Genomic DNA, 15318 nt, shown 5'->3' on the forward strand with positions numbered 1-15318 from the left:
TTATTTCGCTTCGTACCAATTCGTGCCGCTGTCGACGTCGACCTTAAGCGGCACGTCCAGCTGGAGCGCCGATTCCATGACTTCCGCCACCATGCGCTTCATCGACTCCAGTTCCTCTTCCGGCACTTCAAGCACCAACTCATCGTGTACCTGCAGCAGCAAGCGGCTTCGCACGCCTTCTTCCAGCATGCGCCGATCCAGCTGCACCATAGCCAGCTTGATGATGTCCGCGGCAGATCCCTGGATCGGCGAATTCATCGCGGTTCGTTCCGCGAACGAACGGATGTTATAGTTGGACGCCGTAATCTCCGGCAAATAGCGGCGGCGGTGGAGCAGCGTCGTGACGTAGCCGTCGGTCCGCGCCTTCTTCACAATATCTTCCATATATTGGCGAACCCCCTGGAACACGGCAAAATATTGCTCGATAAACTGAGCCGCGTCTTTACGGGTAATGTTCAGGTTCTGCGACAAGCCGTAATCGCTGATGCCGTACACGATGCCGAAGTTAACGGCTTTCGCTTGGCGGCGCATATTCGAGTCGACCTGCTCCTCCGCCACGCCGAACACGTCCATCGCCGTCTTCGTATGAATGTCCATATTGTTGCGGAACGCTTCAATGAGCCGCGCATCCTGTGAAATGTGCGCGAGCACGCGCAGCTCGATCTGCGAGTAGTCGGCCGTCAAGATACGCCACCCCGGTTCGGATGGCACGAATACCTTGCGGATTTTGCGTCCTTCTTCGAGACGGACCGGGATGTTCTGCAGGTTCGGGTATTGGCTGCTCAGCCTGCCCGTAGCCGCGATCGTCTGCCTGTAGTACGTGTGCACCTTGCCGGTATCGGGCCGAACCTCTTTCAGCAGCCCTTCCACATACGTGGATTGCAGCTTCGCCAGCGTGCGGTAATGCAAAATTTGAGCAACGACCGGGTGGCGGTCCTGCAGCTTCTCGAGCACCTCGGCGTCGGTGGAATAGCCGGTCTTCGTCTTCTTCACAACGGGCAGCTGCAGCTTCTCGAACAAAATTTCGCCGAGCTGCTTCGGCGAATTGATGTTGAATTCCGTGCCGACCGATTCATAGATGCTCTGTATAATCTGTTCGACCCGTCCGCTCAATTCGGCGCCGTACCCCTTCAGCTCCTCGGTATCGACCTTGATGCCCTTCTTCTCCATCGAAGCCAATACAAGCGCAAGCGGGAGCTCAAGCTCGTAGAACAACCCGTGCATTTCGCTGGCCTCAAGGGCCGCCATCAGCTTCGGCGTCAGCCGCTGCACGGCTGCCGCCTTGCGTCCCATGAAGCCGGCCAGTACGTCCTGCTCCGGCACCTGGAACTTCGCCCCCTTGCCGAACACGTCTTCGTCGGCAGGCAGCGCCGGCAAGCCGTAACGCGACGTCAGACCGGACAGCGTCAGCGTAGACTCGGTCGGATCGAGCAAATAACCGGCCAGCAGCACGTCGAAGGCCACGCCCTGCAGCTCGATGCCTCTCCACCAAAGAGCGACGACTGCCTTATGCAAGTCGTACACGGTGATCGACTTGCCTTCGTCGGCCAGCCAGGCGCGAACTTCGCCGGCGCCATCCCCCGTCAGCACGTCGAACGGAACGTAGTGCACGCGGCCTGACTCGGCGCCGGAATCCTCCTGCGCTTCGGAGGAGCCTCCCGCATCGTCCGCCTCATAGAACGCGATGCCGAGCACCTCGGCCGTATGCGGATTGTCTCCGATCACTTCGATGTGGAGCGCTTTTACGCGCGGCAGCGCAGCGATAAGCTTGTCCAGCTGCGACTGATCGGATACCCGCACCGTCTCCACGGAAGCGGCCGGAGCCGCTTCCGTCCCGTTCTCAGACGATTCGTCTCCGCCGACACCGACGCTATGCAAATCGAGCCGTTCCAGCAGCGATTTGAATTCCAGCTTGCGGAACATCTCCCCGAGCGCCTGCTTGTCGTAACCCGCATAAGAGAGCGAATCGAGCGGCATATCGACCGGCACCTCGCGGTATATGGTCGCAAGCTCCTTGCTCATCCGCGCATCGTCGGCATGTGCGGCGACCTTCTCGCCCATCTTCCCTTTGATCTGCGATGCATGCTCCAATACGTTTTCTACGGTCCCGTATTCATGCAGCAGCTTGAGCGCCGTCTTCTCGCCGACCCCGGGAATGCCCGGAATATTATCGGACGTATCGCCCATAAGTCCCTTCAAATCGATGATTTGCTGCGGTTTCAGCCCATACTTCTCGTCGATATGAGCAGGGTCGAACAGCTCGATCTCGCTGATCCCCTTCCTCGTTAACGCGATATGAACCTTGTCGGAGGCGAGCTGCAGCATATCTTTATCCCCTGTCACGACGACGACTTCCTTCAGCTCGTCCTGACCCTCGGCCAGCCGGGTGACCGTACCGATGATATCGTCAGCCTCGTATCCTTCCAGTTCGAACTGTTTGATCCCGAACGAAGCAAGCAGCTCCCGCAGCAGCGGGAATTGCTCGGTCAATTCCGACGGGGTCTTCTCCCTCCCGCCTTTATATTCCGCATAACCTTTATGCCGAAACGTCGTCTTCCCCGCATCGAACGCCACAAGGAAGTGCGACGGCTGATGTTCCTCTAACAATCTCAATAACATGGTCGTAAATCCGTAAACCGCGTTCGTGTGCAGCCCTTTCGAGTTGCTGAGCAGAGGAAGCGCAAAAAACGCACGATACGCGATACTATTTCCATCGATCAAAATAAGCTTGGACAACGATTACACCCCATTCGCAGGCAGACTACCTTCTACCTACATGATAGCATACGACTCCAGAAGAAAAAAACATAAACGAAAGCGGACGGAACAGGGGTGACCCGGGCTAAGCTCGCATAAAATGAACTAACTCGCTCCTAGCCGCGCTTTGCGTTCGCATCGCGCCAGGAAACCGGAGGGATGAAAGTGACTGAAGACAAACCGCTTAGCGGAAAGCAAGCCGTATTCTTCGATGTCAATCAGACGTTGGTCGTGCGGGGGCTCAGCTTTGAAGCCAGTTTTCGCGAGGTGTGGAGCCGCTACACGGCCCGTTGGAGTACTGACGACACGCCGGATGCCGGGCAATTATGGCAGGCCTATATCGGCAAATGGCATCATCGCAAGAAGGCTCGCGCCACCTTCAAGCAGCTTGACGAACTGCAGCAGCAATGCTTGCGCGAAGCGTTCGAGGAACAGCAGATTCCGTTCTCCTCCGCGATGACCCGTGATTTTATGAAGGAAGTGCTGCAGCTGCAGGTCTCTGCCAAGACCATGCCCCCGCACACGCTCGAAACGCTTGCCGCGCTCGCTCCGCGCTGCAAGCTCGCGATCATCAGCAACAGCCCGCGCGCCGAAGTGATGCTGCTGCTCCAGAGGTTCGGCCTGCATCCGTTCTTTCCGCAGGAACGCATCTACACCGCCCTCAAGCCGGCGGACAAAAAGCCCGCCCCGCTCTTGTTCAAGACAGCGCTGCAGGCGCTGCAGCTCCCTCCGCGACATGCCGTCATGGTCGGCAATTCGTGGAAGCACGACGTATGCGGAGCGGTTAAAGCCGGGCTCGACGCCGTATGGCTGCACGAGGACAGAGACTCCGCGGCGGAGGGCAAAAAAATTTCCCAGCACCGGCTGGGAAAAAGAAAAGTGTATTTAATCCGGCGCCTGGATCAGATGCTCGATTTGTTCCCGTGATGCGCAGGCTGCGGATCAGCGGCGGGAGCCGTCGCCTCCGAGCCGATGCAGTCGCAGTAATACACGCTGCCGCGATACGCCTTGGACAGCTTTTTCAGCCGGGCCGAGACCTGTGAAATTTGCTCGGGCGTCACGCCGAGCCCGGACTTGCAGACGACCAGCGCTAACGACAATGTCACACCACCGCTCTCCATCCGATTGCCGTGCCGGTCTTCGACGTAAGACCAGTTGTCTACTTCATAAAACGCCCGAACGCCCCGGTCAAAACGCTGAAGGATGTCCGTACATAACAATTCCGGGTTGGAGGTGCCGCTCATGGCAATGAAATCGTCACCGCCGATATGTCCGACAAAGTCATCCGGGATGCCGGCAAGGTGGATCGCCTGTTGAATGCAATCGGCCGTAAACTGAATCAACTGGTCGCCCTGATGAAAGCCGTAACGGTCGTTAAACCATTTGAAGTAATCGAGGTCGGCATAAATGACCGAGAAGTGACGGCCCTCGGTCAGCCTCCGATTCAGCTCGCGGTTAATCTGTAAATTACCGGGCAATCCGGTAAGCGGACTGGCGACTTTGGCATTCTCCATCTTCACATTCGTCATGCATTCCAGAATGGTGCGGATGGAGGCGGTGCCAAGCATGCAGCCTTTCGACGTGACGATGACCAGATCGTATAAATTACGAATATCCCTGGATGTGGCAAGCCGCGAAACCCATTCTACCGGCGTATGCTCCTCAACGATTAAGGGCCGAACGTCCATGATTGAATCGATCGGCCGATTCCAAAAGAGCGAATAGCCGTATTGCCCGGCCAATTGCTGAAATAACCGATCGCGCATAATAAGGCCGACGGGCTCGCTCCCAGTCGTCACCACCACACCTTGGGCGTTTACATGTTCTTTGAAGTAATTGGCTACGGTCGAAATCGGTGTCTGGGCGTCGAACGTCGGGGAGGGGGAACTCAGCTCGCCGATGCTTAGCACATGCCCTGACATCTCGAGTTTTTTGCGGTGTGAGACAATATGCTGCCGAAGCTCGGGAGTTAGATCCGCCGGTTCCTTATCAGGACGTCCCAGCAAGAAACCTTGTCCGTAATGGACCCCCATCAGCGTAAGCTTCGTCAGCTCCTCCTCGGTTTCTATCCCTTCGGCGATCAAATAGACGCCGAGCTTCTCGGCGAACGTCACCATCGTTTCAAGGATATATTCCTTTGTTTTGTTCCGATGCACGCCGGAGACGAGAGAACGGTCCACCTTGATATAATCCGGGTGCAATTCGGCAATGGCCTGCAGCGACGAGTAACCTGCCCCCGCATCGTCGATGGCGATCCGGTAGCCCTGCTTCCGGTAGTGATCCAGGATATGCTTGGTCTTCTCAAAATCTTCAATCGAGCTGCGCTCCGTAATTTCGAACACGACGTTAGCCGGTGTGAGACCGCGAAGGCGCAGCAGCTCTAGCGTTTGCCCCGGGGCAAACAAAGGGTCGTTCAAGATGTCCGCCGACAAATTCAAAAAGAGCTGCTGCTTCCCGCTGCGCAGCGTGACGCTTCCGATCGCATTCGACCGCGCCAGCCTATCGAGCGGGTACAACAAGCCTTCTTGTTCGGCCAACTCAAACAACGGCAGCGGGGAATGAAGCGCACTCCGTTCCGGTCCGCGCGTTAAAGCCTCGTAACCGAGGACCTCCCCGTCGCTCAAGGAGACGATGGGCTGATACACGGAGCGGATGTTCTTCGAGTGCAACAGGTCGAGAAGCTCTTCCCGCAGCGCTCGCCTCACTTCCGCTGACGACTCGATCAAGTTTCGGTCTGCTGCCATATCCATCCCTACTTATCGAATTGTAGTCTTATTCTACATTCACTATAACATAGGACCTTCAACCTAGTATTAAATGGAAACGACAGCGCATGTTAAAATATTGTAAAATATTGCTTCTTGTATCCGTCACCGGTTAAACGGAAATTTAAAAAAAGCACAGCTTCGGCAGTTGGCCAAAACTGTACTCTTCTCCTCAAACATTCAGATCTTTACGCTTACCCGTAACCATATAAATAACGCCTTCGCCGATATTGGTCGTATGATCGGCGACGCGCTCAAGGAAATGCGCGGCCAGCATCAGCTGCGACAACTCGCGGTTGCGCGCCAAGTCACTGTTCATGAGGCCGTTGATCTCCTCCACGACCGAGCTGTACAGCTTATCGACCTCGTCGTCGCGTTCGGCGAGCCTCGCTGCGCGATGCACGTCCCGCTGCGTGTACGATTGCAAGCTTTCGCTCAGCATTTCCCGAACGATCAACGCCATATTCGGGATGATTTCCAGCGGTTTCACCGGGTCTTTGCCTGCCAGACGCCGGGCGATCTTCGCGATATCGACCGCGTGATCGGCGATTCGCTCCAAGTCGACGGCGATTTTGAGCGCCGTCCCGATGATCCGCAGATCGCTGGCCATCGGCTGCTGCAGCGCAATGAGGCGCAAGCAATTTTCTTCAATTTGCAGCAGCTTATCGTCAATCTGATCGTCTTGATCGATCGTTTGCTTAGCCAGCGCTTCGTCCCGCTTCGCCAACGCTTCAACCGCTCCTTCGATGCTGTTCTCTACCAGAGTGCCCATATTGAGCAGTTCTTGCTGCAAATCTTCCACCGCTTGATGAAAATTCGACCTCGTGTCCATCCGCTACTCCTCCTAATTATCGTTGTCGTAATTAACCGAAACGTCCTGTAATATAATCTTCCGTCCGTTGGTCGGTCGGCGTCGTGAAAATTTTCTCCGTTTGATCGGATTCGATCACTTCGCCATTCAGGAAGAAGGACGTGAAGTCGGAAATCCGTGCAGCTTGCTGCATATTGTGCGTGACGATAACGATCGTATATTTCTCGCGAAGCTCGCGGATCAGCTCTTCGATCTTCAGCGTCGAGATCGGATCGAGTGCGGACGTCGGTTCGTCCATCAGCAGAATGCGCGGGTTCACGGCGAGCGCTCTTGCGATGCACAGCCGCTGCTGCTGGCCGCCGGATAAACCGTAGGCCGACTTTTTCAAGTTGCCGCTGACCTCGGTCCACAACGCAGCCGCCTTCAAGCTCGTCTCGACGATGTGATCGAGCTGTTCTTTATCTTTTATGCCGTGAATGCGCGGACCATACGCAATGTTATCGTAAATGGATTTCGGGAAAGGATTCGGCTGCTGGAATACCATGCCGATGTTTTTGCGCAGCAGCTCGACATTCACATCGGGGTCGTAAATATTTTGACCGTCGATGGCTACTTTCCCTTCAATCCTGATGCCCTTGATCATATCGTTCATCCGGTTTAACGTCCGCAGCAGCGTCGACTTCCCGCAGCCGGAAGGTCCGATGAAGGCGGTGACAGAGCTTTCGGAAATTTCCATGTCCACTTTCTTTAACGCATGAAATTCGGAATAATATAAATCCAGCTGCTTTATATCTACAATCGTTGTCATCTCTAGGCTCCTCCTGAACGGTCTTCTACAGCTTCCTCTGATACTTGTTGCGCAAATAGATGGCGAACGCATTCATGCTGAGCAGCATGATGAGCAATAAAATAATCCCTGCCGCGGCCACGTTCTGAAATTCCGCCTGCGGCTGGCTCGCCCAGTTGAAAATCTGGATCGGCATTGCCGTGAATGTATCCATCGGCGATTGCGGCAAGAAAGCCACGTAAGCGACCGCGCCGACGACGATAAGCGGAGCCGTCTCTCCGATTGCCCGGGACAACGACAGAATCGATCCGGTTAGAATGCCCGGCAAGGCCGTCGGCAGCACCACGCGGGTGATCGTCTGCCAGCGGTTCGCGCCGAGCGCGAATGAAGCGTTCCGCAGCGACTGCGGCACCGTCTTGATCGCTTCCTGCGAGGAGACGATAATAATCGGCAGCACGAGCAGCGTCATCGTCAACGCGCCGGACAAGATACTGCGTTCCAAATGCAGCAGCCGGACGAAAACCGTCAATCCGAGCAGTCCGTACACGATGGAGGGAACGCCGGCGAGGTTCGCGATGTTCGTTTGGATAATACGGCTGAATAAAGTGTCTTTGGCATATTCCTCCAGGTAAATCGCGGTTGCGACACCGATGATGAACGTGAGAGGGGCCGTAATCGCCATCAGCCACAACGTACCGACGAAGGCGGCCAGAATGCCGGCCCGATCCGGTAAACGCGATGAATAGTTGCTCAGGAAGTCCCAATCCAACCAGCCGAGACCTTGATATAAGATTTGTATAAGCAATAAAGCAAGCGCAACAATTCCGAAGCAGGTGGATGCAAAAAACAACTGATGGAAACGTTTATTTTTGCTTTTGCGTTTGTTGATGTGCTGAAGTTCATTATGGCTTTCCATCAGTATTCCTCCCTGAACTTTCTGGAAATGTAGCTTGCCAGAATATTCATAGCCAATGTCATGACGAACAACGTCATCCCTACTGCATAAATCGTTAAATATTCGATTGATCCATACCGTGTATCGCCAGAGCTGACCGATACGATATAAGCCGTCAACGTTTGCAAGCTTTGCAGCGGATTATAGGCCATTACAGCCATATTGCCCGCCGCCAGTGTCACGATCATCGTTTCGCCGATCGCACGGGACAACCCGAGCACGAAGGATGCGACGATACCGGAGAAAGCGGCCGGAACGACGATTTTCAAAGCTACCTCCAACCTGGTCGACCCAAGCGCGTAAGCGCCGTTGCGAAGCGCTGTTGGCACAGCAACCATAGCGTCTTCGCTTAAAGAGGAAATAATCGGAATAATCATGATTCCTACAACGATGCCCGCACTAAGGGCATTGAATATTTCCGTTTGCGGAATGATGAACCGGAGTACAGGCGTAACGAACGTCAGGGCGAAGAAGCCGTATACGATCGTCGGAATGCCCGCCAATATTTCCAGAATCGGTTTGACGATATTCCGCACTTTTGCAGGTGCATATTCGCTTAAATAAATGGCGCTGCCGAGCCCGATCGGGATGGCGACGGCGCTGGCGATCAGCGTAATGAGCAGTGTACCCGAGATCAGGGGTAAAATGCCGTACTGCGGCGGCTCGAACAGCGGTGTCCACTGGATGCCGCTGATGAATTCCCAGAACGGGACTTCCCGGAAAAAGCCGAACGATTCGACGATGAGGATCAGCACGATGCCGACGGTCGTCATAATCGAAATAACAGCAAAAAAGGCCAATATCTTGGGTATCAGCACATCGGAGGATAATACGTTTTTTTTCTTTTTATAATTTACTTTTGTCAATTGAGGCGAAACTTTTTTGTCCATAAACATCCCCCCGTGTAAAGCAAGTAATAGTCGGAAAACCGCGGCACTCCACAGCGAACCTCCGGAGTGCCACGGCTTCCAAACTTTTTTACAGATTCAGGTTCATTATTTCAATAATTCCAGGTTTTTGTTCAAAATATCTTGAGGAAGCTTGATATACTTAACGGCTTCAACCAATTTCATGCCTTCCGCACTGTTGTAATATTTCAAAAATTCTTTAATGTGCGGTTGATCGATCGCTTTCTTCGTCGGATACACGAAGATGTAACGGGAAAGCGGCGCATAGGTCATTTTTTCGATCGTTTCGTGAGTCGGAGCTACTGCCGGAGCGTTCGCATCCTTCTTGATCGCAACGGCATTCAACTTATCTTCATTTTCTTTGTAGTAAGAGAAACCGAAGTAGCCGAGAGCAAACTCATCGCCGGCTACGCCCTTCACAAGTACGTTATCGTCCTCGGAAGCCGTGTAGTCCGCGCGGGATTCTTTTGCTTTGCCGTTGATCGCTTCCGTAAAGAATTCGAACGTACCGGAAGCCGTACCTGGGCCGTACAACTTGATTTCTTTATCCGGCCATTCCGGACGAACTTCGTTCCATTTTTTCAATTTGCTGTCTTTATTCCAAATCTTTTTCAATTCCTCTGCCGTCATATCCTTCGCGAACGTGTTCTTTTTGTTTACGACAACGGTAATGCCATCCAAGGCCACGGGCATTTCAAATGCTTCGGTGCTTTGTTTCGTTTTCAATTCGTCCAATTCTTCTTTTTTGAACTTACGGGACATGTCCGCGATATCGATTTCGCCAGCGATCAATTTCTTCGCGCCGTTACCGGAACCGGACTCGCCGACTGTAATTTTTACATCTTTATTTTTCTTCATGAACTCCTCGGCCACAGCCTGGGAGATCGGGAACACGGTGGAAGAACCGTCAATTTTGATCTCGCCCTTCAGACCTGCTGGAGCCGGAGTCGCTGCGGAAGGAGCCGGCGTTGCGCCACCTTGCGTATTCTCGTTTGCTTTAGTACCACATGCCGCCAAAGACAATGCCATTACTGCCGCAGTTACCGCCAACGTGCTTTTCTTAAACAACTTGACCACTCCTTAAAATTTGTGTTTGTCGCTCACAATGACAATCTTATCTCCTTATTGTTTTCGCTAATTCAATCATTTGTTAACGCAATGTAAAAAATCTCGAAATCTCTGCAACGAAACGTCAAAGTGCCGCAAGAACGCTGCCTCATTCGACAAACATTTACATGAAATTAACATTTCTCGTACAATCGCTTAATTTTCGAATAGTACGATAGTCATAGAAAATTACACCTTACAGGGAGGGAAACGAATGGTTTCATCTATTCGAACATGGCTTAGCCTCGAATTTACGCTGAAAGCCAAACTGATTCTTAGCTTTACAGCCCTGCTGCTCATTTTTGTCGCCGTGTCTGCCTTTAATAGAAGCCAAATGAACGGCATTCATCAACAAGTGCTTCATCAGAATGCGGAAATGAACAAGCAGCGGCTCGCTCTGGAGCTGAAAATCAAAACGAACGAGATCGACGCCGTTAAATCTGGATATATTATTTCCAAAGATGAGAAATTAATCGGCCAGTTCGAACAAAAGAGCGCAGACTTTTACACGCTGGTCGAACAAATCGCATCCAGCGCCTCCAACAGCGACCAGCGTAAATGGAGCGCTAAGCTGACCAACACGTCTACCGAATATACGGCTACGTTCAACACCGCCCTGCAGATTGTCCGCAACCCCAATTTGTCTCCCGTGGAGATGAACGAGCAGTTAGCCAAGGTGCACGAGCTGTCGCAAGTACATAAGGAATACATCTTCGAGCTGGTCGATCAGTTTAACCAGGCTTACGAATCCGATGTACAAGCGGCAATCTCCAGCTCGAACGAATATGTGAAGCAGTCGCAGAACACCTCTTTAATAGCCGTATTGCTTGTTCTCGTCGTTAGTGCAGGTGTGGCCTTCTTGTTGATTCGCTCCTTCATGAGACCGATCAGCCGTTTGCAAAAAGCCGTAAGGCAAATTGCCCAAGGCGATTTAACGAGCCGGATCAACAACACGTCGCGCGACGAGCTCGGCAACCTGAGCCGCGACTTCGATCATATGATCGGGCAAGTTCGCGGGATGCTGCAAAACTCGCAGCGCATCGCCTCGTCGCTGTCCACGCACTCCAGCATGTTCCGCGAATTCTCGGGCTCGACAGCCTTGGCCAACAAGGAAATTGTGCGCGCCATTCATGAAATTTCGGCAGGCGCCGAGCAGCAGGCGCAATATACGGAGCTCAGCTCGACGACGATCAACGAGCTGGACGAGCAGGTGCGCGATATCGCGAAGTTCACCGACACGATGCAGCGCAAGAGCCGCGAAGCGGCTATCAATACGCATACCGGTTCGGAATCGATGGAAGAGCTGCAGAGCGCGGCGCGGCGCTCGGAAGAAGTGCTTCATCACGTGTATCAGGCTATGGAGACGTTATCGCGCAGCTCCGCGCAAATCGCCAGGATCGTGGGCACCATTTCGGATATTTCCACGCAGACGAATGTGCTTGCGTTGAACGCCGCGATCGAAGCGGCCAGAGCCGGCGTACACGGCAAAGGCTTCTCGGTCATCGCCGAGGAAGTGCGGCTGCTGTCGGGGCAGACGAATGATTCGTCCAAGACGATTGCCGTCATCGTCAAATCGTTGATGACACAAATTAAAGAACTTGAAGCAACTCTGGGGGAAGCGAAGCAATCGTTCGAACAGCAGAAAGGCAAGATGAGCGACAGCCTCGCGGCTTTCCAGGAAATTCGCCAATCGATGGACGAGCTCTCCAGCCATATCGGACAAATTCATTCGCGTATCGCCGCGGCGGAGGACAAAAACAACCAGCTCGTTCAGTCGATCCAGCATGTCGCTGCCATCGCGCAGGAAACGGCTGCCGGTGTCGAAGAAGTCAACTCCTCCTCGCTTCAGCAGGATGCGGCTATACACCAGATCGCCCGCGAAGCCGACGACATCTTGGAGCTGGCCCAGTGGCTGTTCACGGAAATCAACAAATTCAAGATCGGCGAGGCTGAACCGTCAACGGACGGCGATCCGGCAGCGCCGGAGGCGCAAGCCATGGCCCTGGAGGAGCGAAACGGCGGGAGCGAAAACCGCCCGAACGCCGAGACAGCAAGCGGATTTAACCCGGGGATGGATCGAAACGATGCCCTCAGGGAACCTCAGCGGACAACAGTGAACACCCAAGAAGCGGAGAAAGCCGAAGGGCAAGAGAAGAGCGAAGAGGAGAAGAAGAAGCTGGTGACGGTATAGGTCCGAGGCTGCCCCCCGCCAGGGGCTTGAACCTCGGGCGAGGTGGCGGATGGCAAAGAGACATAAAGCGAACTTCCTGGCGCCGATAATAAACAAAAACGTACCGAAGCATGGTCTGCTTCCGGTACGTTTTTTGCGTTATTTTTCTTCGAAATAAACGGCCTTGCCCGTTTTGGAGGATTCGTAAATCGCTTCTAGAATTTCCGAAACGACGCAAGCTTGCTCCGGCGTGACCACCGGATCGGTATCGTTCTCGATCGCTTCCAGCCACATGCGGGCTTCCAGATCGGCCGGACTTTCTTTGGCTCCATCGTAGAAGTCTACGCCTTTTGCATCAAGCTGGATTTCATTTGTAAACAACCGGCTGTGCTTCTCCCCGTTGATGCGCAGGCCGTCCCACATATCGGCGCCGCCTTCCGTACCGCAAAGCGTCGTCTTGGCTTCCCCGGTTTGCAGCATATTAATGGCCCAGCTCGACTCCAGTACGATCGTCGCGCCGTTCTGCATCGTAATCATCCCGAATGCCGAATCCTCAACCGTAAACTTTTGCGGGTCCCAGGATCCCCAGGCATTCGCCGCATTTTCCTTCTGCGACAGCTTATGGAACGCCGTACCCAGTACCGCTTTCGGCTTGTAGTTGTCCATCATCCAGAGCGTCAGGTCAAGCGCGTGCGTCCCGATATCGATGAGCGGCCCCCCGCCCTGTTTCTCTTCGTCGAGGAACACGCCCCAAGTCGGCACCGCGCGGCGGCGAATCGCATGCGCTTTGGCGTAATAGATGTCGCCGAGCTCTCCATCCTCGCATACTTGCTTTAAGAATTGGCTATCCGGACGGAACCGGTTTTGGTAGCCGATCGTCAGCTTTTTGCCGGTTCGTTTGGCCGCTTCGACCATACGTCTTGCGTCGGCCGCCGTCTTGGCCATCGGCTTTTCACACATGACGTGCTTGCCCGATTCCAGCGAAGCGATCGTAATATCGGCATGGGAATCGTTAGGCGTACATATATGGACGATATCCAGGCTCGAATCCGACAGAAGCTCCCGGTAATCGGTGTACACCTTCGCTTCAGCGGTGCCGAATTTTTGTGCCGCGTCCCGGGCCCGATCCTCATGAATGTCGCAGAAAGCGACCATTTGAGCGTTCGGCTGGTTTTGAAGCGCAGGCATATGTTTGCCGAATGCGATGCCGCCGCAGCCGATAATACCGATTCTATACACTTTAGACATAATTCATATTCCTCCCTGGACATAGCTTGTATAATGCCGATAAAGGCGCTTTACATTTAGTATAGACAAGTCCAAGGAAAAAGATATGGCGTATTTGGCTTTCTTTGCATCCGATTTTGGCATGCGCCGCTGCGCGGCGTTTCCCGGGAAATATTTTGTTACCGCAAAAAAACGGCCCTAGTGAAGAGAGCCCTGCAAAATCCTCAATTTTGAGAAAACAAGTTCTCTGAATTGGTAAAAGTGATTGGAAAACTAAAAAAGCAGCTCGTTCCTCGTCAGAGGGCGGGCTGCTTTTGCTCTATTAACCTAACCATTCGTTTCACATTTACAACGAACGCAGTGAGATAGGCCTGTATTCGCATACGAAAAAGACCTCGATATTTGGCCCTTTCCATACCGTGGAACCTCTTCATCTCTGCGTTTTTATGTTCAATGATCGGCCTACGTTTAATCCGCTCTTTAAACGTATCACTTAGTTCGAACTCCATTTGTTCTTTGAAGTGCTCAGCAATGATTCGAATGGAGTATGTCTTGCTTTTGGACTCCGGTTTGTAGCAGCCCTCGCGCAACGGACATTCTTTGCACTTCTCTACGTCAAAGTAGAATACGAGCGAACGGCTGTCTCCAGTATTTTTACTGCCTTGAATCGCTTTGCGAATGCTATGTTCGCCTGCGGGGCAGACTACAAAGTTAGCGTCCTTGTTGTATTCGAACCCTTCTTGGCGTTCGCCTCCCGAGTGAACAACGGGATTCAGTGGAACGATAGGCTGAATGGCTTCTTTTTTCATTTCTGCCAGATTGTCTTTTCCGGAGTATGCCGTGTCTACAATGATTTCTTCAACTACAATCCCGTTTACTTTCGTTTGCGCCAGCAGAGTAGTTAACTGCTTACCGTCATCACTGGTTCCCGGTGTCACTTCAACAGCTGTAATGAATTCTTCTTCTGTCATAGCCAGGTGCTCTTTATAGCCAAAAAAAGACTTAGTCCTGCTTTTCCAGCCGAACCTTGCATCTGGGTCTACTGCTGATCGAATGCCTTTGTTTGCTAGCAGGCGCTCGTCTTCTACGATTTCCTTCGCGATATGCAATTTGTCGCTTATTGCCCCTTCATGGTCCGGCAACAACTCTTCTACCGTTTGACCAAGCTCGGCGAGATAGCGCAACATGACCTTCTCTGCATCTTCTTGCTCACTCTTGACTTTCGGCAAGGGAGGAAGCTTCTTCTCTAGCTTTGGATGCCGTTTTACCACAACACGAAATAGTCGTTTGGCTGCTTCCCGAAGCACGTTCAGCGGCTGTTGACGCTGGGTTGCTGCATGCGTATGCGTGGCATCCATAATGATGGTTTTCGACTTGATGAGCCCTTTGTCGATGCACTGGCCTACTACTTGTTTAAGCACATCAGCCACTTGACTTACGCCAAGACGGTGGTTACGGAAACGTGAGAGTTGCGAAGCATCCGGCAATGCATCTTCCGGATTTACCCCGATAAACCATTTGTAAGCCAGGTTAACCTGCGCTTCTTGTATCATTCGCTCATCCGAAAGATTGTATAGGATCTGTAAAAATAGCAAGCGAAAAAGCAGCTCCGGCTCGTTTGCCGGTCTGCCATAATGCTCACAATATGAATTTTTCACTAGCTCATGGATGAAACTGAAGTCCACAATACCGTGAATCTTCTTAAGTAGATGATCTTCCGGGATAAATTTATATAACTCCGCATGGAACGATGTGGTCATTTGCTTAGCCGAGTGTAGCAATCTTATTCAACTCTCTTTACTTTTCTTCCAGTATACAACAAACCCAATGC

At 52.9% G+C, this 15318-nt stretch carries 11 protein-coding genes; 2 read left to right on the forward strand and 9 right to left on the reverse strand.

The genetic code is table 11. The features are described from left to right. Positions 1-2736, reverse strand: a complete 2736-nt coding sequence (gene polA, locus ACZ439_RS06405) for a DNA polymerase I (RefSeq protein WP_464620774.1) — start codon at positions 2734-2736, stop codon at positions 1-3. Positions 2737-2916: 180 nt separating this feature from the next. Here polA and ACZ439_RS06410 point away from each other — a divergent pair, with 180 nt between their 5' ends. After that, on the forward strand, positions 2917-3684 hold the full coding sequence (locus ACZ439_RS06410; protein WP_127608729.1) for an HAD family hydrolase: 768 nt from the start codon (positions 2917-2919) through the stop codon (positions 3682-3684). On the opposite strand, the gene ACZ439_RS06415 is transcribed toward ACZ439_RS06410, so the two are convergent. The 6 genes from ACZ439_RS06415 to ACZ439_RS06440 form a co-directional block, all read right to left on the reverse strand. Then, positions 3660-5501 (reverse strand): EAL domain-containing protein, encoded by a 1842-nt coding sequence (locus tag ACZ439_RS06415; RefSeq protein WP_464620775.1) that lies wholly within the window; start codon positions 5499-5501, stop codon positions 3660-3662. The genes ACZ439_RS06410 and ACZ439_RS06415 overlap by 25 nt on opposite strands. Positions 5502-5694: 193 nt before the next feature. Further along, entirely contained in the window at positions 5695-6354 is a 660-nt protein-coding gene (gene phoU / locus ACZ439_RS06420; protein WP_054797449.1) for a phosphate signaling complex protein PhoU, read from the reverse strand. Positions 6355-6385: 31 nt separating this feature from the next. Next, positions 6386-7141, reverse strand: coding sequence for a phosphate ABC transporter ATP-binding protein PstB (gene pstB, locus ACZ439_RS06425; protein ID WP_127608732.1), 756 nt, complete (start codon positions 7139-7141; stop codon positions 6386-6388). Between the two features lie 25 nt (positions 7142-7166). Then, complete coding sequence (gene pstA / locus ACZ439_RS06430; RefSeq protein ID WP_464620776.1) at positions 7167-8036, reverse strand: phosphate ABC transporter permease PstA; 870 nt, start codon at positions 8034-8036, stop codon at positions 7167-7169. Continuing rightward, the gene (gene pstC, locus ACZ439_RS06435; protein WP_127608734.1) at positions 8036-8965 is read right to left on the reverse strand and encodes a phosphate ABC transporter permease subunit PstC; all 930 of its coding nucleotides are present in this window, start codon (positions 8963-8965) and stop codon (positions 8036-8038) included. The genes pstA and pstC overlap by 1 nt, the downstream gene beginning before the upstream one ends. A 105-nt stretch (positions 8966-9070) precedes the next feature. Then, entirely contained in the window at positions 9071-10051 is a 981-nt protein-coding gene (locus ACZ439_RS06440; RefSeq protein WP_464620777.1) for a PstS family phosphate ABC transporter substrate-binding protein, read from the reverse strand. A 253-nt stretch (positions 10052-10304) separates the two neighbouring features. On the opposite strand from ACZ439_RS06440, the gene ACZ439_RS06445 reads away from it, so the two are divergent. Next, entirely contained in the window at positions 10305-12281 is a 1977-nt protein-coding gene (locus ACZ439_RS06445; protein WP_464620778.1) for a methyl-accepting chemotaxis protein, read from the forward strand. 138 nt (positions 12282-12419) lie between these two features. Here the strand turns inward: ACZ439_RS06445 and ACZ439_RS06450 are convergent, their stop codons facing one another. Both ACZ439_RS06450 and ACZ439_RS06455 read right to left on the reverse strand, forming a co-directional pair. Continuing rightward, positions 12420-13508, reverse strand: a complete 1089-nt coding sequence (locus tag ACZ439_RS06450) for a Gfo/Idh/MocA family protein (protein ID WP_155615670.1) — start codon at positions 13506-13508, stop codon at positions 12420-12422. A 275-nt stretch (positions 13509-13783) separates the two neighbouring features. After that, positions 13784-15268 carry an IS1182 family transposase gene (locus tag ACZ439_RS06455; protein WP_464620779.1) on the reverse strand — a complete coding sequence of 495 codons (1485 nt, stop codon included), beginning with the start codon at positions 15266-15268 and terminating at the stop codon, positions 13784-13786. Positions 15269-15318: the final 50 nt, after the last annotated feature.

Source organism: Paenibacillus sp. JCM 9796 (assembly GCF_055379675.1).